The organism is Acidithiobacillus sp., from assembly GCF_049965315.1.
Taxonomy (GTDB): domain Bacteria; phylum Pseudomonadota; class Gammaproteobacteria; order Acidithiobacillales; family Acidithiobacillaceae; genus Acidithiobacillus_B.
This window is the reverse complement of sequence record NZ_JBMFWL010000001.1, coordinates 80,878-101,433: the sequence shown is the minus strand read 5'-3', so window position 1 is coordinate 101,433 and position 20,556 is coordinate 80,878. Positions and strand designations below refer to the sequence as shown.

Below are 20,556 nucleotides of genomic sequence, written 5' to 3'. Positions count from 1 at the left end.
AAAAACCGTTTTTAGTTTAACCGATTCTTTTGCTAGAGAATAATGCCAGCAGACGGCGGACCGGGGCGGGGAGTCCCCGCTCCGCGGCCTGGGCAGTGGTACACCATTGCTGTTCCCGGGCTGGCGCGCGCAGTTCGGCACCCTGCAGCACGGCCTCGATGCACTGGAAACGGAGGGTGAAGTGGGTGAAGGCATGGCGTTGCTCCGGCCCCGTTGCGCGGTGCCGGAGGGCTAGGCCCGAGGTCCGGGAGAATGCCTCGAGGGCCGCGGCGGCGCTCTCGTCACCCCGCGGCCACTGGGGGAGGGTCCACAGGCCGCCCCAGATCCCTTCCTGGGGCTGTTTCTCCAGCAGGATGCGCCCCGCGCCATCGTCGAGGAGGGCGAACCAGGCTTGTCGCTCCGGTTTCTGGGCCTTTTCCCGGCGCCGGGGGAGGGTGTCGCTGCATCCCTGGTGCCGGGCTTGGCAGGCGGTCTGGAGGGGACATTGGCCGCAGAGGGGCCGGCGCGGCGTGCAGCACAGGGCGCCCAGATCCTGGATGGCTTGGTTGTAATCGTGGGCGGCGGCGGGGGTGTGGCTTTCCGCCAGGGACCAGAGGGTTTGCAGGGTGCGTTGCTGCTGCGGGTCGGCGGCAATGGCGTGGTAGCGGATGAGGATGCGCCGGGCGTTGGCATCGAGGATGGCCTGCCTTTGGCCGTAGGCGCTGGCGAGAACGGCGGCGGCGGTACTGCGCCCGACCCCGGGCAGGGCGGTGGCGGCGGTCATGGTGTCGGGAAAGCGGCCCTGGTGCTGCTCCATGATGGTTCGGGCGGCGGCCTGGGCATTGCGGGCGCGGGCATAGTAGCCCAGGCCGCTCCACAGGGCCAGGACCTCGTCCTGCGGCGCGCTGGCGAGGGCCTGCCAGTTGGGGAAGCGGGCGAGAAAGCGGGCATAGTAGGGTTTGACGGTCTCGACCCGGGTTTGCTGAAGCATGATCTCGGCCAGCCACAGGGGATAGGGGTCGCGGGTCTGGCGCCAGGGCAGATCATGGCGGCCCTGGGCGGCATACCAGCGCAGGAGGGGGGCGGCGAGGGGCGGCGGCATGCTCATGGCTTGGCGCTGGGCGTGCTGCGGATCAGCAGGCCGGTGGCGCGGACCTGCCCCCAGCGCAAGCGGTCGACGCGGATCTGGCCGGTGATGGGCCATTGTTGCGGGAGGGGCGGCAGGGTCATGGCTTTGCCGGGAGTCGGCGGTGGCAAGTAGTGACCCAAATCGAGTTCATCGACGCGCAGATCGAGGTGGATTCGCCAGGGTTGCCATTGCCCGGCCATCTGTCCGGACCAGTGGCTCTGGTCCAGGATGCCGTCGACCATGCTGAGCGTGAAGTGACCGTCCCGTACCTGTCCATGGCCCTGAAAGGAGAGGGTTGTCATGGCGTTGGGGTCGCGCAGGGTGGGGAATTGGAAGCCCCAGGCATGGGCGAGTTGCGGCAGGTCGTGCAGATCGCCATGGAAAGCCATGCTGCCTTGCAGGGGATGTTGCCGGCTGTTTTCCAGTTGTCCCCCCATCTGTCCGTGATTGCCCAGGTCCATTTGCCAGCGGCCGATCCGCAGGGATCCGCTATGCAGATTGGCGGCAAGGGCGGCAACGTGGAATTGCGCCGTCTGCCCGCGCCAGTGCAAGGCGGCCGCCAGGTGGGGGAGATCCAGCCGCTCCCCGCCGAAATCCAATTGCGCAATGGCGATCCGGGCATGGGCCGTTGCTCCGGCCGTGCTGTCCACGCTGATGCGCAGGTCCCGCCAATGCAGGGTCGAGCCGAGAAAGGGGCCACCGTTGGCGCTCATTGCCACCAGCCCCATCCTTTTTTGCCATTGCCAGTGCCCTTGGATCATGGCCTGCCCCCTAGCCGGGATCCGCGCTTGCAACTGAGTGATGGTGACGGGGGATTGGCCTTTCCCTTGCCAGCGGATGGCGCCGTCGACAATGCTCGCGCTGGCAGGCCAGAGGAGGGTGCTGGAGGCGGGACTTCCTCCCGGGCTGGGCCAGGGCAGGCAGAGCTGCGGCCTGGTCAGGGACAAATGTTGGATCTGAACCCGGCCTGCCAGGAGGGGCCGTAGGGCCAGGGTCAGGGCGAGTCGGGATGCGGCAAAGGAGGGCCTCGCCGGAGGGCCGATGCGCAGTCCCGACAGGTTGATCTGCAGGGTCCGGGTGGTGGCGGAGAACTGCGGGTTATGGGCCAGATGGACCGGCTGGGCGAGGCGGCTGGAGAGGATGCTGGCGAGGAGATGGCGCGGGCCGCCCTGTTGCCACCAGATGCCTAGGGCGAGAAGACTGGCAAGGGTCACGGCGAGGGTGAAAAGGCCGAGGGACCGCCATCGCCAGGCAATAATTTTCATGGCAGGCCTTCAGCCGGCAGCCGGCCCGCTGGCGACCTCCGGGAACGGCGCAGGGCTGCCATGGAGTGCGGATGGATGGGCATCTCAGTCCTCCCGGCGCGCTTCCAGGGCTCTCCGATCACCCGCCAGCAGGGCCTGGGCCAGGTCTTCGGCATGGTCCAGGCGGGTGCGCCGGATGATCTCCTTGACCTCGGGTATGGCCCCCGGATACATGCTGAATTCGCGCAGACCGAGCCCCAGCAGGAGCTCCGTATAAGCGGGGTTGCCGGCCATTTCTCCGCACATGGCCACGGGGATGCCGGCGGCTTGGCCGGCGGCAATGGTGTTGCGGATCATGGCCAGGACCCCGGCATGGAGGGGGTCGAAGAGGTCGTTGACGTCGTCGTCGCCGCGATCCACCGCCAGGGCGTACTGGATGAGGTCGTTGGTGCCGATGGAGAAGAAATCGGCCTCCCGGGCGAAGTGCGCGGCGGCCATGGCGACGGCGGGGACTTCCACCATGATGCCCAGGGGCATCTGCGGATCGAAGGGCAGTCCTGCCGCGCGCAGTTCGTCCTGAAGGGCGCGCACCAGGGCCTTGGTCTGGCGGAGTTCGCCGATGCTGGTAAGCATGGGAAGCATGAGGCAAACCGGCCCCAGGGCGGAGGCGCGGAGGATGGCGCGCAGGTGCGGGCGAAACCATTCGGGACGGCGCAGGCAGAGGCGCAGACCGCGCAGGCCCAGGGCCGGGTTGACGGCGGTGCTTTCTTCCATGCCTTCGCTGCGCAGGCTCTTGTCGGCGCCGATGTCCAGGGAGCGGATGGTTACGGGTTCGCCGCGCATGGCGCTGACCACCTCGGCAAAGGCGATGAATTGCTCCTCCTCGTCGGGGGCCTCGGGACGGTTCATGAAGAGGAATTCGCTGCGATAGAGGCCCACCCCTTCGGCCTTGACCCGATGCACGAAATCGCGATCGTCGGGCAACTCGATGTTGGCGCGCAGGCGGATCCGCGTGCCGTCGACCGTGGTGGCGGGCAGATCGCGCAACTCTTCGAGGAGGCGGCGGCGGCGTTGCCGGCGCTTTTGCAGCGCCTGATATTCCCGCAGCATGGCCGCGTCGGGGTCAACCAGCAGGATACCCTGATCGCCATCCACAATGACCGTATCGCCACTCCGCAGCAGGCGGGTGCCCAGATGGGTGCCAACCACGGCGGGGAGGCCGAGGCTCCGGGCGATGATGGCCGTATGAGAGGTGGAGCCGCCAAAATCCGTGACGCAGGCGAGGACACGGTCGCGCTTCATGAGTACCGTGTCGGCGGGACTGAGGTCTTCGGCCACGATGATGTGCCCTTCACCGGTGTGGGCCAGGGGCGGTTTGCCGCCGAGGAGGTGGCGCAGGACCCGTCCGGTGACCTGGATGATGTCTTCGCGCTTGGCGCGCAGGTAGGCGTCTTCCATGCGGTCGAAGATGTCCAGGAGACGCTCCCGCTCGTGGTGGATGGCCCAGGCGGCATTGCGGCCCTCTTCGCGGATGGCGCGCAGGGGCCGCTCCCGCAAGGCCGGGTCGTCCAGCATGAGGAGATGGGCGTCAATGAAAAGGCGGGTTTCCTGGGGGGCGTCGCCGGGGATGGCATCACGCACCAATAGGAGTTCGTCACGGGCGGTGGCCAGGGCGGCCCGCAGTCGCGCACTTTCGGTTTCGACGGCTGCGGCTTCGATACGATATTCGGGAATATCCAGGGTGGCCGGTTCCAGGACCAGGGCGGGGCCGATGGCAATGCCCGGCGACGCGCCGATACCGGCCAGTTCGAAGCTCACGCTGCTTCTCCAAAGCGATTGACGGCCAGATCCTGCAGGGCCGCGGCGCATTCCGCTTCCTGGGGGCCGTCCGTTTCCAGGGTCAGGGTGCTGCCCTGGGCGGCGGCAAGGGTCATGACGCCCATGATGCTCTTGCCATTCACCCGTTGGCCGTTGCGTTCCAGCCAGACCGCGCAAGGAAAGCGCGAGGCCAGGCTGACGAATTTGGCCGAAGCCCGGGCATGCAGGCCAAGCTGGTTGATGATCTGTAATTCCACGCGCACGGTCACTGGGCTTGCCTCTTCGGTTTCAACCGGAATCCGGCAGTTGCTGGGGTGCTTCTGCCGTTTCCTGATGCAATGGGCTGCGGAAAGAGCATAGCGCGACTGCCGCGGATGGGCCACCGGCTGCTCCCCGGCTCAGCGCTGAGCGGCAAGGGTGGTGAGGTCCACGATCCCCCGATGCGCCCCGTCCAGGGCGCCTTCCCGGGCGGCAGTCAGGCCATCGGCGCGGCGGGACAGGGCGCGCAGCAGCATGGGGAGGTTGAGCCCGCTCACGGCCTCCACCCGACCGGGGCGCAGGACCGTCGCCAGGAGATTGCTCGGGGTGGCGCCGAAAAGATCGGTGAGGACCAGCACCCCGTCCCCGGCATCCAGACTCTCCAGGGCCTGACGGAGGCGCCGACGGCTCTCTTCCAGCCCTTGGTCGGGGCGGATTTCGAGAACCGCGAGGGCCGGTGGAGTATTGCCGAAGATGTGGGTTACGGCGGCCAGAAAGGCCTGGCCGATTTCGTCATGGGTGAGGAGCAGCAGGCCGATCATGGCCGCGCCTCGGTGATGCCCAACTCGCGATGCTGCACCAGCAGGCGGCGGCCTTCCTCCGCCAGATCCCGGCTCAAGGCCTCGACCATATACACGCTGCGGTGTTGGCCACCGGTGCAGCCCAGGGAGACGGTGACGTAGTTGCGATGTTCCTCGGCAAAGGGTGCCAGCCAGGATTGCAGGAAAAGGCGCAGGGAGTCGTGGGCCGCCCGTACGCCGGGGGCGCCGTCGAGAAAAGCGCGAACGGCGGCATCGCGGCCGGTGAGGGGGCGCAGGATGGGATCATAATGGGGATTGGGCAGGGCGCGCAGGTCGAAGACGAAGTCGGAATCCAGGGGAACGCCGTTTTTGAAGGCGAAGGACTGCAGGAGCAGGACCAGGCCGCCGTAATGGCGGGAGGCGAGGCTCCAGGCCTGGACGCGCAGGCGCAACTGGTGGGTGTTGATCTGCGAGGTGTCGAGGCGCTTGTCGGCGACGTTCAGGAGGGGCTGGACCATCTCCCGTTCCCGCCGGAGCACCGTCACCAGCGCCCCGGCGGGACTCAGCCCGCCGCCGCCCGCATCGGTGAGGGGATGGCGGCGGCGGGTTTCACTGTAGCGGCGAATCAGGGTGGCCTCGTCGGCCTCCAGGAAGAGGATGCGCGGGCGCAGGCCGTGGCGGCTGCGCAGGGTTGCGAGGGCGGCGGGCAGGGCGGCGAGGAATTCGCGATTGCGCACGTCGATGCTGACGGCGGCCAGCATCGGCTGTTCACCGCGCCTGGTCAACTCGCCGCCAAAGTCGGCGAGGAGGGTGGCGGGGAGGTTGTCCACGCAATAGTAGCCCTGGTCTTCCAGGGCCTGGAGGACGGTGGACTTGCCCGATCCCGAAAGTCCGCTGACAATGATGAAGTCCCGTGCTTCCATTCATTCCTCCGCGGCGGCGCGCCGTACCTGGGCATCAAAATCCGCCAGCATGTCGACCCCGGACTCCTTGAGATACTGACTGCGCGCCGCAGCCTCCACCAGCACCGCGAGATTGCGTGCCGGCGTCACGGGCAGCCGCAGCAGCGGCAGCAGGACGTCGAGGATGTCGAGGTGGCCGACGGCGCCTTGCAGGCGGTCCATGTCCGCCATTTCCGCATCATCCATGCGCTTGATCTCCACCACCAGGCGTACCCGTTTGGAACGGGCGATGGCCGCGGCGCCGAAGAGATCGCGGATATTGATGATTCCCAGGCCCCGCACTTCGAGGAAGTTGCGCAGGGGCGGGGGGCATTCGCCGCTGATCACATCGGGTGCGGTGCGAATGCAGAGCACGCTGTCGTCGGCAATGAGCCGATGGCCACGGCTCACCAGTTCCAGGGCCAGTTCGCTTTTGCCGATGCCGGCTTCCCCCTGCAGGAGGATGCCGAGGCCGAGGACATCCACCAGCACGCCATGGACCAGTTGCCGTGCCGCCAGGACGCGATAGAGGTAATGCTGCAGGCGCGAAAGCACGTGCCGGGCTCCCAGATGGGTAACGAAGAGGGCCACGTTCCTTTGCCGGAGCTGCTCCAGGAGAAGGGGCGGCACCGGCTGCCTTTCGCCGATGACCAGGGCCAGGAGCGCCGGCGGGAAAAAATGATCGCTCTCTTCGCCGCTTTGTTCCAGGTACGCCAGTTCGGTCCGGCCCAGCACCTGGATGGCGTGGGGACGGATGAAATTGAAGAAGCCGACCAGGGCGGCGCCGCCGGCGTCCTGGTCGGCCCAGGGATCGCCGCTGAGGAACCGCTCACCCAGCTCTTGGCCCTGCAGCCAGTGCCAGCGCAGATCCGAGCGCATGGCCTGATAGAGCGTGCGCAGCGTAATCTGACGCTCAAGGGGTTGCAGCGGCATAAAACTTCTCCCTCCCCGCCGGCGACGGGATGGCGCCCCCTTGGCTGGGCCATGCCGGGGACGACACGGGCATCACCCTGCCGGGGCTGCTGTTAGTTGCTGCTGAAAATCCGCGGCATCGCCGGTGCTGCGCAGCCTTTCCCGGAGGCCGGCATCGGCCAGGCGGGCGGCGAGGGCGGAAAGGGTTTCGAGATGGATGGTGGGCGCGCTTCTGGGGACGAGGACGGCGATGAACAATTGCACCTCCTCCCCATCGGGGGCGGCGAAGGGCAGGCCGCTGGCGCTGCGCAGGGCGGCTATGGCCACCTCCGTGAGGCCTTCCAGACGGGCATGGGGGAGGGCGACGCCGTGACCGATGCCCGTGGAACCCTGGCCTTCCCGCTCCTGCAGCGCCTGGGCTATCTGGGCCGCGGGCCGTCCCGCCGCGGGTGCCAGGAGCTCGGCCAGGGCGGCCAGCGCTTCGGCGCCGGTGCGCACTGGCGCATCGAGACGAATGGCCGCCACCGGGATCTCAAGGGCTGCCATGGCGGCGATCAGTCCGTTTCGGCGGCCGCCGCGAGCGGCACCTGATGACCGTTGCGCCGGTCCGTCAGCTTTTCCTTGTGGCTGCGCACCTGGGCTTCCAGCTTGTCGGCGAGCAGGTCGATGGCCGCATACATATCCTGGTCCCCGCTTTCGGCATGGAAGGTGTGACCCGGGGCATGCACCGTTACTTCCGCCGAATTGGGGAGTTTTTCGTGGGCCATGTACTTGAGCACGACGTGGCCGTCGGTGACATGATCGAAATAGTGATCGACACGCCCCAGCTTCTCGCTGACATAGCTTTTGAGGGCGTCGGTGAGGTCCAGGTGTTGGCCGGTGATGGTGAGTTGCATGGTTCCCTCCTCGCAATGGTGGTTGACGTGTTCGTCCCCGTTGCTGCCAGGGGCTGGAATGCTCAGTGTACCGCCTTCGCCCGTTTCATGCAGCCTTTCTCGCGCAAGGGCTTCACAGGCGCCGGCGCTGGCTGGCGGGAGGGAGATTTTCCCCTTCGCGATACTTGGCCACGGTGCGCCGGGCAATCTGCACGCCCTGATCGGCGAGGATTTTGGCGATCTCCGCATCACTCAGGGGGTGGCGCGGGTCTTCGGCCTGGATGAGCTTGATGATGAGGGCGCGGATGGCGGTGGCCGAGGCGGCACCGCCATTGTCGGTGCTGACGTGGCTGGAAAAGAAATACTTGAATTCGAAGAGTCCGCGGGGAGTGATCATGTATTTCTGGTTGGTGACCCGCGAGACCGTGGATTCGTGCATCTCCACCGCTTCGGCAATGTGGCGCAGGACCATGGGGCGCATGGATTCCGGGCCGTGCTCGAAGAAGTCCTTCTGCCGCTCGACAATGGCGCTGGCCACCTTGAGCACGGTTTCCTGGCGGCTTTGCAGGCTCTTGATGAACCAGCGTGCCTCGTTGAGGTGGTCCTGGATATATTTGTGGGTGGCGTCCTTGCCGCCGGCCATGTCGGCATAATGGCGGTTGATGCGCAAGCGCGGCATGGCCTCGGGATTGAGCTCGACGCGCAGCCGCGCCCCCACCCGGCGCACGATGACATCGGGGATGACGTACTCGGTGCTTTCACTGCCAATGTCCTCTCCCGGTTTGGGGTTGAGGGAGGCGATGAGGGCAAGGGCGGGGCGGAGGGCGGCCTCATCGACGCCGAGGACCTGGCAGAGCCGCGCATAGTCATGGCGGCCCAGGGTCTGAAGATGTTCCCGGACGATGCGCAGGGCGAGGGCGGCGCTGCCCTCGCTGTCGGCCAATGCCTGCAATTGCAGGGCCAGGCATTCGCCGAGGTCGCGCGCCCCCACCCCGGGGGGGTCGAATTGCTGGATCTGCTGCAGCACCGCGCGGACTTGTTCTTCACCGACATCGAGCAATGCCGCCATCTCCCCCAGATCGGTGCCGAGATAGCCCCGTTCATCAATGGAGTCGATGATGACTTCCGCAATATTGCGTTCGCTGCCGGTGAAATGGGTCATATTGGCCTGCCAGCGCAGGTAATCCTGGAGGCTTTGGGGGCTGCTGTTGCGGGATTCGAAATCGGGAAGATCTTCGTCGGGGGCGGCAGCCGTGGCCGGGAGGCCGAGGTCGAATACGTCGTCCCACTGGCTGTCGAGGGGCAGTTCTTCGGGGAGCTGGGTGTCGGCCGAGAGGTCGATCTGCCGGTCCTGATCCAGGGCGGTGCCCGGCTCCGGAGCACCCGTCCCTTCCTCGCCGACCCCGTCTCCGCTGGCCTCCTCGTCCAGCAGCGGGTTGCTCTCCAGCATGCTCTGGATTTCCTGTTGCAGATCCACCGTAGAAAGCTGCAGCAAGCGGATGGCCTGTTGCAGTTGGGGGGTCATGGCCAGATGTTGGCCGAGTTTGAGTTCTAGGCCTTGCTTCATGATCTCTTCAACTTAGATATGGAACTGATCTCCCAAATAGACTTTACGCACCATGGCGTCATTGACAATCTCCTGCGGGCTGCCGGCGGTGAGGACCATGCCATCATGGAGGATGTAGGCGCGTTCGCAGATCCCGAGCGTTTCGCGCACATTGTGATCGGTGATGAGGATGCCGATGCCGCGATCCCGCAAGTCCTGGATCAGCCGCTGGATCTCCAGGACCGAAATGGGATCGATGCCGGCGAAGGGTTCGTCCAGAAGCATGAAGCGGGGTTCGAGGGCCAAGGCCCGGGCAATCTCCACGCGCCGCCGCTCTCCACCCGAGAGGCTGTGCCCCTTGGTGTCGCGCAGGGCCTGCAGATGCAGTTCACTGAGGAGCCGTTCCAGATGCTCGGCCCGCTCCACGCTGTCGAGGGGGAGCGTTTCCAGGACCGCGAGGATGTTGTCGGCGGCGCTCATTTGCCGGAAAACCGACGGTTCCTGGGGCAGATAACCCAGCCCCATGCGCGCCCGCTGGTGCATGGGCAGGGTGGTGATGTCGCGGTCATGGAGAAGGATGTGGCCGCGATCCGGGCGCACCAGCCCCACGATCATGTAAAAGGTGGTGGTCTTGCCGGCGCCGTTGGGCCCGAGCAGGCCCACCACTTCTCCGGCCCCCACCTCCAGGGAGACGTCGCGCACGACGGTGCGGCGGCGATAGCCTTTTTCCAGTCCCTGGGCCACCAGCCGGTCGCTCATGGCTTCTGGCCGCTTGCGGAGCGATTGGCCGCCGCCGGATAGAACACGGACTGCACCCGCTGTCCGGGGGCGGCGGTCACCCGGGTTTGCTGATCCTGCAGGAAATAGACGATGCGCTCGCCGCTGACCTCGTTTTTCTCCTGCCAGAGATGGGCGTTGCCGGTGAGGATGATCTCGGCGCTGTCGGGCAGGTAGACGAGGGTGTTGCCGTAGCCGTGGCGCTGGGCGGCGGACATGGTGAAGGTGACGGGGCTGCCGATGGCCGTGGCCTTCTGGATCTTGCCCTGGGCGGCGTCAATGGTCAGGGTCTGGGCGTTGATGACCACGTCGCCCTGGGTCATGACCACCTTGCCGGTGTAGACGGCCTGCTGGCGCGGCTGGTTTTCGGCATGGAGGCTGTCGGCGCTGATATGGACGGGGCCTTTGCCCAGGCCGCCCTTCGGCGTTGCTGCCTGGGCTGCCCAGGCGCTGGCCGCGGCGCAGGTGATCAATAGGAAAAACAGTCCCTTATGGCGCATAGACGCCTCGTACATCATGGAGGATGTTCATTTGCTCCGCCTTCACCGAGGCCCACAGGCCCACTCCCGTTATCCAGTTGGCGCCGCGCTCCAGGCGCACCGCCTGCCGGGTAGTGATGATGCCCGTTCGCGGATCGTAATGCACCTTCTCCGTAAGGAGCCGGGTGTCCGGCGGCATGCTGGCGATGACGTGGCCCCAGAGGGTCAACAGCCGGCTGCGATCATCCATCCGGCCATGCTCGGCCTGCAGGTGCATGGTCCCGTTGGCACGAAAACGCTGCACCGTGATGCCGCGGAGCAGCGTTTCATGATTTTCCGGGTCATGCCAGGCCGTTTGTGCCGTGGCCAGGAGGTCCAGGGCGCCTGTTGCCGTGTATTGGCGCATGATCACGTCTTCGGCGGCCTGGTCGCCGCGGCGGATCTGGCCATGCCAGTCGATGCGGGGGAGCGGCAAGGGATGCTTGGGCCACGAGAACCAGACCGCGGCGGCCAGACCCAGGCTCAGGAGAAGCAGGCCCGGCGAGGGCAGGTGCAGGGGTCTCATCGCGGCCCGCGCTCCAGATAGCCCTGCAGGATGGTGGACCAGTGGCCCTGGGCCTGCAGCAGAAGATCGCAGAGTTCGCGCACGGCGCCCCTCCCACCGCCCAGGCGGCTGCGCCAGTGGACACGTTTCAGGACTTCGCCATGGGCGTCGGCGGGGGCGGCTGCCAGACCGACACGGATGAGGATGGGGAGGTCGAGCAGGTCGTCGCCCATGTAGGCGACCGCTTCATCCTCCAGCCCCAGGGCGATCTTGAGCTCGGTGTAGGCCAGGCACTTGTCCTGATAGCCCTGGTAGACGCGATGAATACCCAGTTCGTGGGCGCGGTGGGCCAGGGCCGGGGAGTGGCGGGCGGTGATGATGGCCACTTCCGTGCCCTGGGCATGGAGCAGCTTGATGCCATGTCCGTCGCGCACATGGAAGGTCTTGTTTTCATTGCCGTCGGCATCCAGGGTAAGGCGGCCGTCGGTGAGTACGCCGTCCACATCGAGGATCAGGAGGCGGATCCGGCGGGCTGCGGCGAGGACCTCCGGACTGGTTTCGGCCATGGGTTGCTCCTTCATACGATGCCTGCGCGCAGGAGATCGTGCATGTTCAATGCCCCCAGCAAACGGCCGTCGCTGTCCGCCACCAGCAATGCCCCGATGCGGTGTTTTTCCATGATGGCCAGGGCCTCCGCCGCCAGCGCCTCGGGGGCGATGGTCTGCGGATGCGGGTGGGCCAGCTCGGCCATGGGCTGATCCCAGAGATCATGTTCCCGGCTCAGGGCGCGGCGCAGATCCCCGTCGGTAAAGATGCCGAGGATGCGCTCCTGGTCATCGCATACGGCGGTCATCCCCAGCCCCTTGCCGCTGATTTCCAGTACCGCCTCGCGCAGGGGGGTGGCGGGCGCGACCCTGGGCAGGGCCGCGCCGCAGTGCATGAGATCCTGGACCCGCAGCAGCAGCCGCTTGCCCAGGCTGCCGCCGGGGTGGGAGAGGGCGAAGTCATCGGCGGAGAAGCCGCGGGCCTGCAGGAGCGCCATGGCCAGGGCGTCGCCCATGGCGAGGGTGGCGGTGGTGGAGGCGGTGGGGGCGAGGTTGAGGGGGCAGGCCTCGCGTTCCACGGCGCAGTCGAGGTGGCAATCGGCGACCCGCGCCAGGGTGGACTGGGCATTGCCGGTCATGGCCAGGAGGGGGACCCCCAGGCGTTTGACCACTGGCAGGATGGCCAGCAGTTCCGCGGTCTCCCCGGAATTGGACAGGGCCAGGAGGCAGTCCTGGCGGGTCAGCATGCCGAGATCGCCATGGCTGCCTTCGGCCGGATGGAGGAAGAGGGCGGGACTGCCGGTGCTGGCCAGGGTGGCGGCGATCTTTTTGCCGATGATGCCCGACTTGCCCATGCCGCTCACCACGATGCGTCCCGGGCAGGCGAGGAGGATTTCGCAGGCATGGGCAAATTGACCATCGATGCGGGCCTCCAGGGCGGCTACTGCGGCGGCTTCCAGGCGCAGCACCTCCCGCCCCAGCCGGCAGAGCGCTTCCGCGCTTGTGGAGGAATTGCGTGCGTCGCTGGGGAATGCGCTCATTGCCCTCCCTCCCGATCCTGCATCTCGATGGCCCGGTAGACGATCTTGCAATGAGGATGGGCGGCCATCACCTGGTCCACATCCGCAAAGGACGCTTCCCTGACCAGTTTCCAACATTTGAGATTCTCCGCCGCCAAGGCGTCGGGATGCGCCTGATACCAGCGCACGGACTGGTCGTTGGCGGCGGTCCCTTCTTCTTCCCTGCCCCACCAGGCCAGGGCGGCAATAACGGCGAGGGCGCCGATAACGACGAGCGCGTAAATGATTTTCATGATTTTTCCTATTCTTCCTCTTGATACTGAGCATCGAGCAGGCTGACCAGGCGCGCCTCCCGCGGAGCGATATCCGCCTCCAGGGTGCGGCGCAGGGCATCCCAGCCGGAGTGGAAGGCCGCACACTCGCTGCCGCCGTCCACCCCCGGCACCAGTTCCGTCACCTTGTCCAGGGCGTCCCGGGCCTGCAGGCTGCCGCTGAGGGCATTTTTGATCTGCTCGCGCGGGTGTGGGATCCAGCGCCGGTCGCCGGCATAGGAGCGCAATTTCTCGCCGAGGTCCAGGACCCGCTTGCGCAGCTTGGGGAGCAGGCCGATCTGGCTGCTCTTGATCTCGCCCCATACGGCCAGATCCATGAGGCTGCTCCACTGCGCCCGCAAGGCCTGCCGTGTGGCGGGATCAAGGGTGACGGCGCTGTGGACTGCTTCCGGATCAAAGGCCATGACGTTTATTTCTCCGTGTACCGGGCGCGCGCCGTCTGCAGGCGTTCCATCGTGCCCACGTCCAGCCACATCCCGCGATACAGGCTGCCGCTGACCTGCCCTGCCGCGATCCATTGGCGCAGCCAGGGGGCCAGCGGCGCGCGCAGCGCCGGGTAAGGGCGGAAGAGGTCCGTATGCAGGCGCGCGATACCTGCGTAAGTATGGCGGTGTTCCACATCTAAAGCCACTCGCCCGCCGCGGAGGGCAAAGTCGCCCTGCGGGTGCTGGGGTGGATTGGGCACGAGGATGAGATGGGCGGGACGATCATCCCTGTGCAGGAGGGTTGCCCGGGGGAAATCGGTGAAAATGTCGGCGTTGACCAGGAGGAAGGGCCCGTCACCGAGGAGGGGGAGGGCGTGGACGATGGCGCCGCCGGTTTCCAATATCCCGCCGCGTTCGTCACTGTACCGGATGCGGCAAGGGCCATGGCGCTCGCCCAGGGCGGCCATGATGGCGTCGCCGAGATAGCCGATATTGATGACGACCTCGCGGATGCCCGCCGCCGCCAGCGCCTCCAGGTGGTGAATGATCAGGGCCTTGCCGCCCACTTCCAGCAGCGGCTTGGGGGTGCAGTCCGTCAGCGGGCGCAGCCGTTCGCCGCGGCCTGCCGCGAGGATCATGGCACGCATGGCGTTGGCGCCCACGAGGAGAAGTCGGCCTGATAGGGATGAAGCTCCGGGTCTGCTCCCATGGCCTCCCAGACATAGGCCCAGAAGCGGGGCAGGAACTGGAGGTATTCCGCTTTGCCATCGCGGTAGGCGAGACGGCAGAAGATGCCAAGGATCTTGAGGTTGCGCTGCAGGGCCATGCGGCCCAGGTCGCGCAGAAAATCCGCGCGCTCCGGCAGAGCCAGGCCGCGCCGCCGCGCCGCCTGATGAAACTCGATGGCCCAATCCCGGCGTCGCTGCTCGCCCCAATCCCAGTAGCGATCCCAGAGCAGGGAGGCGAGATCGTAAGAGATGGGCCCCTGCGCGGCGTCCTGGAAATCGAGGATGCCCAAGCCGCCGCCCCTTAGACAGATAAGGTTGCGGGCGTGAAAATCGCGGTGGACCCAGACTTGCGGCTCCTGGAGGGCGTTGGCCGCAAGCCGCGCGAAGCATGCATGGAGGCGCGTTCGGGTTTCCGGCCCCAGGGTGAGACCCAGGTGGCGTGTCAGATACCAGTCGCGAAAGAGGGACAGTTCGGCGCCGATGCGGGTGGCATCGAAGGACGGCAGGGGCGGGCGCGGGTACTGCCGGCGGCTGCCGGCCTGCAGAGCAAGGATGATCGTCATGGCTTGGGCCATCCAGGTGTCGGGATCCTCGCCGGCATCCAGGGCGGCCTTGAGGTCGCGGCTGCCGAGATCCTCCAGGAGCAGGAAGCCCTGGCCCAGGTGCGCCCCATGCACCCGTGGTACGCGCAGTCCCAGGCGCAGGAAACGGCGCTGCACGCGCAAAAAAGGCAAGGGGTCTTCCGGCGGCGCCGCGTCCATGAGGATCAGCCCCTCCGCCCGCAGCCGCCAGTAGCGGCGGCCGCTGGCGTCGCCGGGGATGGCTTCGGCCCGGGCGGAATCAAGGCCCCGGGTGCGCAACCAGGCGTGCCGCTGGGCAGCGCGGCGTTCGCCGGGATGCGGCGGGGAAAAAAAAGATGCAGGATGCGATTGCGACATAAAAGCATTCTGTGCGATTTTAGGCCCCTATGAAAAGTCCTTTGGGAAGTCTGCAACGGGGCACCGCCCCCGCGGGCGCCACGGCCCGGCGCTTGGCGCGGCCGCGTCTGGCCATCCTGGCGGCCATTTGCTGGCCGCTCCTTGCCCATGGGGCGGCGGAGCAGGGGCCGGTCACGCTCTATGCCGATCAGGTCCAGGGCCTGGGTAGCGGTCATTGGACGGCCAGCGGCGATGTGGAGGTGCTCTATGGGGATCGCCGCGTTTATGCCGATACCGTGCATTATGATCAGGCCCGGGACGAGATCATTGCCCGAGGCCATGTGCGCATGGTCAGTCCAGGCCTGCTCACGGCGGCGCCGCAGGCCACCATCCATCTGCAGGCCAATCAGGGCATCGTGGTCCAGCCACGCTACCTGCTGCCGGCCCAGAACGGCCACGGCCACGCCGCCCGGGGGCGGGAGTTGGCCAAGGGGGTCTACCGCCTCAACGAGGCCTGTTACACCACCTGTGAAGGGGCAAGGCCGGCCTGGGAATTGTGGACCAGCCGCCTCGACCTCAACCAGAACAGCGGCGAGGTCACCACGTACAACACCCGCATCGATGCCTTGGGGATACCGGTGTTCTGGTTGCCGCGCTTCAGTTTTCCCCTGGAGCGGCATTCGGGCTTCCTGACGCCGAGTTTCGGCAATTCGACCATCAACGGATTCTCCCTGGGCGTCCCTTATTACTTCAATATCGCGCCCAATATGGACGATACCCTGACCGCCAGTTATTTCACCAAGCGCGGCGCCATGCTGCAAAACCAGTTTCGCTACCTGGAGCCCGACTATGGCGGCACCCTGCTTTTGGATGTTCTCCCCAACGATCAGCTCACCCGCAATACCCTCTGGGCGGTCTCCTGGCAGCACAACCAGAATCTCGGCCATGGCTTTAGCGCGGCGATCAATTACAACCGCGTCAGCTACGCCAATTTTCTCTCGGATTTCGGCGGCACTTCGGGTTTTGGCAGCAATTTTGCCGGAGGTATCGGCAATGCGCCGTACATCACCTCCATGGGCGGAGTGTATTATAATGGCGCGCATATCAACGCCGGCATCAGCCTGCAGAGCTATCAGGAGCTGGTGCCGAACAGTATCGCCCCCTATGCCGAGCTGCCCCATATTTTCGCCGACGGCTATTGGCGCTTGGGGAAAAACGGCTATTTCGACTGGCGGAGCAGTTTTGATTATTTCAATGCCGCGGCCGGGCCCATCGGCCAGCGCTTGGACCTTACCCCCACGCTGGGTTGGCGTTTCAGCAGCGGTTGGGGCTTCCTGGAGCCCCAGGCGCGGCTGTATTACAGCCGCTACCAGATCCAGCGCAACAACCCGTATCCGCGGGTGATCAACCGCACCCTGCCGGCCCTGAGCCTCAAGGGCGGGTTGAATTTCGTGCGTTACGGGGCGGATGGCAGCACCGCATTGCTCCAGCCCATGTTCAAGTACCTCTATATCCCCACCAAGGACCAGAGCAATATTCCCAACTTCGACGCCAGCCAGCCCTTCCAGAACTTCCCCATGATCTTCCAGGATAATTTCCTGTATACCGGCAATGACCGGATCAACGCGGCCAATCTGTTGGCGCTGGGGCTGACGGGCACCTGGCTGACCCCCGCCGGGCGTCAGCTCTGGCAGGGGTCCATCGGGCAGATCCGCTACTTCAACCGCAACCAGATCGACCTGGCCGGCAATGTGGTGCCCCAAACCCAGCAGTCCAGTTATTTCTTCGAAGGGGTCTTTGCGCCTTTGCGCGATCTCAATTTCCTTGCCAGCAGTCAGGTAGCCTCCCGCTGGCAGCGTTTCGAGCGTCTCAACTTGCGGGCCCAGTGGTTGCCGGGGCGCAACCGCGTGATCAACCTCGACTACCGCTACACCCAGAACTTTGTGGATCAGGCCGGCATCTCCGCCGCGTGGCCGGTGGCGCCCCATTGGCAGGCCCTGGCCAGTTACCAGTATGACGTCAAGGACAGAAAGCCTCTGGAGCAGTTGCTGGGGATCGGCTATGATGGTGGTTGTTGGGCCGCCCGTGTGGTGGTGTATCACCAGATACTCTTGGGCGGTCAGTCCAATAACGCCGTCTATTTTGAGATTTTGCTGCGCGGCCTTACGAGCCTCGGCAACGCCTCGCAAAGCCTGCTCGGCCAATACGTGCCGGGCGCCAGCATGGAGTTTTGATGCTTTTATCTCGCCGCCCAATCCTGGCTACCCTTAGCCTCGCGCTACTGACGGCCCCGAGCTTTTGCTGGGCCGAAGCCCCCTTCCTCAACCGCGACACCCTCATTGCCCCGGCGCCCCGGGTGGCGCAGCTCCAGGCGGAGCAGCGGACCTTTTCGGCGACTTCCAGCCAGACTCCCCAGGTCACTCCCCTCCCCAGCAACCTGGAAACCCTGGACAAGGTGGTGGCCGTGGTCAATGACGAGATCATCACCTCCACGCAGCTTGCACAGCGGGTGGAGGCCATTCGCGCCCGCCTGCAGAGCCAGGACGCCGGCCAAATGCCGCCCGAGGATGTCCTCCGCCGCCAGGTCCTGCAGCAGATGATCTTGCAGGATGTCGAACTGCAGATCGCCCATCGGGCCGGTATCCAGGTGGACAAGGCAACCTTGGATCAGGCCATTGCCAACCTCGCCAGGGCCAACAACCTTACCCCCGATCAATTGCGCCAGGCCCTCGTCAATCAGGGCCAATCCTGGGAGACCTTCACCACCGACCTGAAAAACCGCATTCTGGTGGATCGCCTCACCCAGCAGGAGGTGGAGAGCCGGGTGCATGTCAGTCCCGACGAGGTCAAGACCTTTGCCAGCCAGCTCAAGGAAATCGGGGGTCTGAGCTTCGATCTGCAGCAGATTTTCATTGCCCTCCCCGATAACCCCACGCCCGACGCCGTGAGCGCGGCGCGCCAGCAGGCCGAAAAGATCCGCGAGCAACTGGTGGCGGGGGCGAGCTTCACCCGCCTGGCCACGGCGGTCAGCAATGGCCGCGATGCCCTCCAAGGCGGGCGTCTGGGCTGGGTGAAGGCGGGCGAATTGCCGCCTTCCATTGCCCAGATCCTGTTGCAGTTGAAGGCGGGTGAAATCAGTCCCATCATCCCCGGTCCCACGGGCTTTCATATCTTCAAGGTCCTCGATATGAAGCACGCGGCGCCGACGGTGACGGAGGTGAAGGCGGCCGTGATCTTCCTGCGCGCCGGCAACGGCCTGCAATTGCAGGAGGCGGAGGCGCGCGCCCGGGACATCCAGCAGGCGCTGGAGGCGGGGACGCGCTTTAGCGAGTTGGCCCGCAGCTACAGCCAGGACCAGGCCACGGCGGCCAAGGGGGGAGAAGTGGGTTGGGTGGCGCCGGGCCAACTGCCCGATGTGCTGGAGCGCACCTTGCTTTCCCTCGCCCCGGACGCCGTCAGCGACCCCATCCGCACCGCCGATGGCATTTATCTCCTGCAATCGCAGGGGCAGCGCCAGGTGCCCGTGGGTGAACAGCAGGTCATGGCGGCGGCGCGCATGCAGCTTTACAATCGCATGGTGCGTGAGCGCATGGAAGAATGGCAGCGGCGCATCCGCGACGGCGCCTACGTGGAAATCCTCGACCCGAGTCTGCGCGCCGCCACCGCCTGATGCGCCTGGATCTCTTTCTCAAGATGTCGCGACTCATCAAGCGCCGGACGCTGGCCAAGGAAATCTGTGCCGCCGGCTGCGTGCAGATCAATGGGCATGTGGCCAAGGCGGGCAGCGTGGTGGCAGCGGATGATATCCTGGAGTTGGATATCCGGGATCGTTTCCTGCGCGTGCGCGTCCTGCAGATTCCCCAACGGGTGCAGGGGCCCGAGGGCGTCGTCGAAGTCCTGCCGGCACTACCAGGTTCGTCGTGAAATCGGTCCCGCGCATCGTGCTGACCATCGGCGAGCCCGCGGGCATCGGCCCGGAAATCGCCCTGCTGCTGGGTCAGCACCCGTTGCCGGCGCCGGTGCTCCTGGTGGGAGATTATCATTGCTTGCGCAGCCGCGCCGCCTTGCTCGGTCTCCCCGTGGGTCTGGAGCGCTGGTGGGAGGGCGACCCTTGGCCGTCCCCGCAAAAAGGGGCTCTTTACTGTCTGGACGTGCCCTTGACCCGACCTTGCCGGCCGGGGCATCTGGACCCTGCCAATGCGCCGGCGGTGTTGCAGACCCTGGACAGGGCCCTGCACCTGCTGCGCTCGGCCCAGGCCGACGCCATGGTCACGGCGCCCTTGCACAAGGGCATCATCAATGATGCCGGCATTCCCTTCACCGGCCATACCGAGTATCTCGCGGAGCGCTGCGGCGTTGCCCAGGTGGTCATGCTCCTGGCCGGCCGCGGCCTGCGCGTCGCCCTGGCGACCACCCATCTCCCCTTGTCTCGGGTGGCGGACGCCATTCGCCCCGATACCCTGGAGACGACCCTGCGAGTGCTGTACCGCTCGCTGCAGGAGGATTTTGCCATCGCCGCCCCGCGCATCCTGGTGGCGGGACTCAATCCCCATGCCGGGGAAGGCGGACATCTGGGCCACGAGGATGAGGAGATCATCGCGCCTGTCATCCGCAAGCTGCAGCAGGAGGGGCTGAGCATCAGCGGGCCATGGCCGGCGGACAGCATCTTTACGCCCCATCACCTGGAAGACGCAGATGCGGTGCTGGCCATGTATCACGACCAGGGTCTGCCGGTGCTCAAGTATCATGCCTTTGGCGAGGCCGTGAACATCACCCTCGGCTTGCCCGTGGTGCGCACCAGCGTCGATCACGGTACGGCCCTGGATATTGCCGGCAGCGGGCGCGCCGATCATGGCAGCCTGCTGCGCGCCGTGGACGTGGCGGCGGAGATCGTCCGGAATCGACGCGCCGCGGCCTGCGGCTAGGGCTCTGCCGGGGCGCGCGGTGGATCAGCCTCCAGTCCGACAGGCTGCTAGACCAGGCGGGAGCGCTCCGGTACCTGCGCCTGCAGGAAGTCCATCTGGTCGGCCAGGATGCGCCGGTTGCTGAGCAGCAGATATTCCGCCCAGGTGGGGGTGAAAGGGACGGCCAGCAGTGGCATCTTGGCCTCTTCGGGGGTGCGGTTGTCCTTGCGGCTATTGCACCACCGACAGGCGGTGACGACGTTGGTCCAGGTGTCCTTGCCCCGCCGGGACAGGGGCATGACATGGTCGCGGGTCAAATCGCGAACCGGGTAATGTTTGCCGCAGTAGAGGCACAGATGGTGGTCGCGGTGGAAGAGGGTGTGGTTGGACAAGGCGGGCGGACGAATCTTGCCCTGGTGACGACCACGCACGGCGATGAGGGGATGGATGTCGAGGAGGGACGGAATCCCGTTGCGCCGGGATATGCCTCCATGCGCGGTAAAGAAAGGATCCCCCAGGGTCCAGGCAACATTGCCACGGACATAGTGGGCGGCGGCTTCCTCCCAGGTTTCCCAGGCCATGGGTTGACCGCCGACGTCAAGACGCAGCACAAGGTGCATAGACTTTCCGTTGGTGGCGCCAAAAGGCGTTGATGGACTATAT

Annotated in this window: 24 protein-coding genes; 4 read left to right on the top strand and 20 right to left on the bottom strand. The window is 66.0% G+C overall.

The features are described from left to right. Positions 1–16: 16 nt before the first annotated feature. The 19 genes from mutY to ACP5MM_RS00450 all read right to left on the bottom strand — a co-directional run bounded on the left by mutY (position 17) and on the right by ACP5MM_RS00450 (position 15,010). Complete coding sequence (gene mutY, locus ACP5MM_RS00540; RefSeq protein WP_427930535.1) at positions 17–1,087, bottom strand: A/G-specific adenine glycosylase; 1,071 nt, start codon at positions 1,085–1,087, stop codon at positions 17–19. Beyond that, positions 1,084–2,373, bottom strand: coding sequence for a hypothetical protein (locus tag ACP5MM_RS00535; RefSeq protein WP_427930534.1), 1,290 nt, complete (start codon positions 2,371–2,373; stop codon positions 1,084–1,086). The genes mutY and ACP5MM_RS00535 overlap by 4 nt, the downstream gene beginning before the upstream one ends. Before the next feature lie 84 nt (positions 2,374–2,457). Further along, positions 2,458–4,170, bottom strand: coding sequence for a phosphoenolpyruvate--protein phosphotransferase (gene ptsP / locus ACP5MM_RS00530; protein WP_427930533.1), 1,713 nt, complete (start codon positions 4,168–4,170; stop codon positions 2,458–2,460). Then, positions 4,167–4,439, bottom strand: coding sequence for an HPr family phosphocarrier protein (locus ACP5MM_RS00525; RefSeq protein ID WP_427930532.1), 273 nt, complete (start codon positions 4,437–4,439; stop codon positions 4,167–4,169). Before ACP5MM_RS00525 ends, ptsP begins: the two co-directional genes overlap by 4 nt. 129 nt (positions 4,440–4,568) lie before the next feature. Beyond that, positions 4,569–4,970, bottom strand: coding sequence for a PTS sugar transporter subunit IIA (locus ACP5MM_RS00520; RefSeq protein WP_427930531.1), 402 nt, complete (start codon positions 4,968–4,970; stop codon positions 4,569–4,571). After that, a complete protein-coding gene (rapZ, locus tag ACP5MM_RS00515) occupies positions 4,967–5,872 on the bottom strand; it encodes an RNase adapter RapZ (protein ID WP_427930530.1) in 906 nt (301 codons plus the stop codon). The genes ACP5MM_RS00520 and rapZ overlap by 4 nt, the downstream gene beginning before the upstream one ends. Beyond that, the gene (gene hprK / locus ACP5MM_RS00510) at positions 5,873–6,823 is read right to left on the bottom strand and encodes an HPr(Ser) kinase/phosphatase (RefSeq protein WP_427933942.1); all 951 of its coding nucleotides are present in this window, start codon (positions 6,821–6,823) and stop codon (positions 5,873–5,875) included. Between the two features lie 72 nt (positions 6,824–6,895). Then, entirely contained in the window at positions 6,896–7,348 is a 453-nt protein-coding gene (locus ACP5MM_RS00505; RefSeq protein ID WP_427930528.1) for a PTS sugar transporter subunit IIA, read from the bottom strand. Between the two features lie 8 nt (positions 7,349–7,356). After that, positions 7,357–7,698, bottom strand: a complete 342-nt coding sequence (gene hpf / locus ACP5MM_RS00500; RefSeq protein ID WP_427930527.1) for a ribosome hibernation-promoting factor, HPF/YfiA family — start codon at positions 7,696–7,698, stop codon at positions 7,357–7,359. A gap of 112 nt (positions 7,699–7,810) precedes the next feature. Further along, positions 7,811–9,244, bottom strand: coding sequence for an RNA polymerase factor sigma-54 (locus ACP5MM_RS00495; protein WP_427930526.1), 1,434 nt, complete (start codon positions 9,242–9,244; stop codon positions 7,811–7,813). 12 nt (positions 9,245–9,256) lie between these two features. Beyond that, a complete protein-coding gene (gene lptB / locus ACP5MM_RS00490) occupies positions 9,257–9,982 on the bottom strand; it encodes an LPS export ABC transporter ATP-binding protein (protein WP_427930525.1) in 726 nt (241 codons plus the stop codon). Further along, positions 9,979–10,500 carry a lipopolysaccharide transport periplasmic protein LptA gene (lptA, locus tag ACP5MM_RS00485; RefSeq protein WP_427933941.1) on the bottom strand — a complete coding sequence of 174 codons (522 nt, stop codon included), beginning with the start codon at positions 10,498–10,500 and terminating at the stop codon, positions 9,979–9,981. Before lptA ends, lptB begins: the two co-directional genes overlap by 4 nt. Further along, on the bottom strand, positions 10,490–11,044 hold the full coding sequence (lptC, locus tag ACP5MM_RS00480; RefSeq protein WP_427930523.1) for an LPS export ABC transporter periplasmic protein LptC: 555 nt from the start codon (positions 11,042–11,044) through the stop codon (positions 10,490–10,492). Before lptC ends, lptA begins: the two co-directional genes overlap by 11 nt. Further along, positions 11,041–11,589 (bottom strand): KdsC family phosphatase, encoded by a 549-nt coding sequence (locus ACP5MM_RS00475; RefSeq protein ID WP_427930522.1) that lies wholly within the window; start codon positions 11,587–11,589, stop codon positions 11,041–11,043. The genes lptC and ACP5MM_RS00475 overlap by 4 nt, the downstream gene beginning before the upstream one ends. An 11-nt stretch (positions 11,590–11,600) precedes the next feature. Further along, positions 11,601–12,608 carry a KpsF/GutQ family sugar-phosphate isomerase gene (locus tag ACP5MM_RS00470; protein ID WP_427930521.1) on the bottom strand — a complete coding sequence of 336 codons (1,008 nt, stop codon included), beginning with the start codon at positions 12,606–12,608 and terminating at the stop codon, positions 11,601–11,603. Continuing rightward, a complete protein-coding gene (locus ACP5MM_RS00465) occupies positions 12,605–12,880 on the bottom strand; it encodes a hypothetical protein (RefSeq protein WP_427930520.1) in 276 nt (91 codons plus the stop codon). Before ACP5MM_RS00465 ends, ACP5MM_RS00470 begins: the two co-directional genes overlap by 4 nt. Before the next feature lie 8 nt (positions 12,881–12,888). Then, positions 12,889–13,323, bottom strand: coding sequence for a hypothetical protein (locus ACP5MM_RS00460; protein WP_427930519.1), 435 nt, complete (start codon positions 13,321–13,323; stop codon positions 12,889–12,891). Between the two features lie 5 nt (positions 13,324–13,328). Beyond that, positions 13,329–13,991, bottom strand: a complete 663-nt coding sequence (gene murU / locus ACP5MM_RS00455) for an N-acetylmuramate alpha-1-phosphate uridylyltransferase MurU (RefSeq protein ID WP_427930518.1) — start codon at positions 13,989–13,991, stop codon at positions 13,329–13,331. Beyond that, positions 13,979–15,010: an aminoglycoside phosphotransferase family protein gene (locus tag ACP5MM_RS00450; protein ID WP_427930517.1), complete on the bottom strand. Its 1,032-nt coding sequence runs from the start codon at positions 15,008–15,010 to the stop codon at positions 13,979–13,981. Before ACP5MM_RS00450 ends, murU begins: the two co-directional genes overlap by 13 nt. Positions 15,011–15,039: 29 nt before the next feature. Here ACP5MM_RS00450 and ACP5MM_RS00445 point away from each other — a divergent pair, with 29 nt between their 5' ends. The 4 genes from ACP5MM_RS00445 to pdxA are packed head-to-tail and all read left to right on the top strand — an operon-like array spanning position 15,040 to position 19,914. After that, on the top strand, positions 15,040–17,223 hold the full coding sequence (locus tag ACP5MM_RS00445; RefSeq protein WP_427933940.1) for an LPS-assembly protein LptD: 2,184 nt from the start codon (positions 15,040–15,042) through the stop codon (positions 17,221–17,223). Continuing rightward, on the top strand, positions 17,223–18,659 hold the full coding sequence (locus ACP5MM_RS00440) for a peptidylprolyl isomerase (RefSeq protein WP_427933939.1): 1,437 nt from the start codon (positions 17,223–17,225) through the stop codon (positions 18,657–18,659). Before ACP5MM_RS00445 ends, ACP5MM_RS00440 begins: the two co-directional genes overlap by 1 nt. Then, positions 18,659–18,913: a S4 domain-containing protein gene (locus tag ACP5MM_RS00435; protein WP_427930514.1), complete on the top strand. Its 255-nt coding sequence runs from the start codon at positions 18,659–18,661 to the stop codon at positions 18,911–18,913. Before ACP5MM_RS00440 ends, ACP5MM_RS00435 begins: the two co-directional genes overlap by 1 nt. Then, the gene (gene pdxA, locus ACP5MM_RS00430) at positions 18,910–19,914 is read left to right on the top strand and encodes a 4-hydroxythreonine-4-phosphate dehydrogenase PdxA (protein WP_427933938.1); all 1,005 of its coding nucleotides are present in this window, start codon (positions 18,910–18,912) and stop codon (positions 19,912–19,914) included. Before ACP5MM_RS00435 ends, pdxA begins: the two co-directional genes overlap by 4 nt. Positions 19,915–19,961: 47 nt before the next feature. On the opposite strand, the gene ACP5MM_RS00425 is transcribed toward pdxA, so the two are convergent. Beyond that, the gene (locus tag ACP5MM_RS00425; RefSeq protein WP_427930512.1) at positions 19,962–20,513 is read right to left on the bottom strand and encodes an HNH endonuclease; all 552 of its coding nucleotides are present in this window, start codon (positions 20,511–20,513) and stop codon (positions 19,962–19,964) included. Positions 20,514–20,556: the final 43 nt, after the last annotated feature.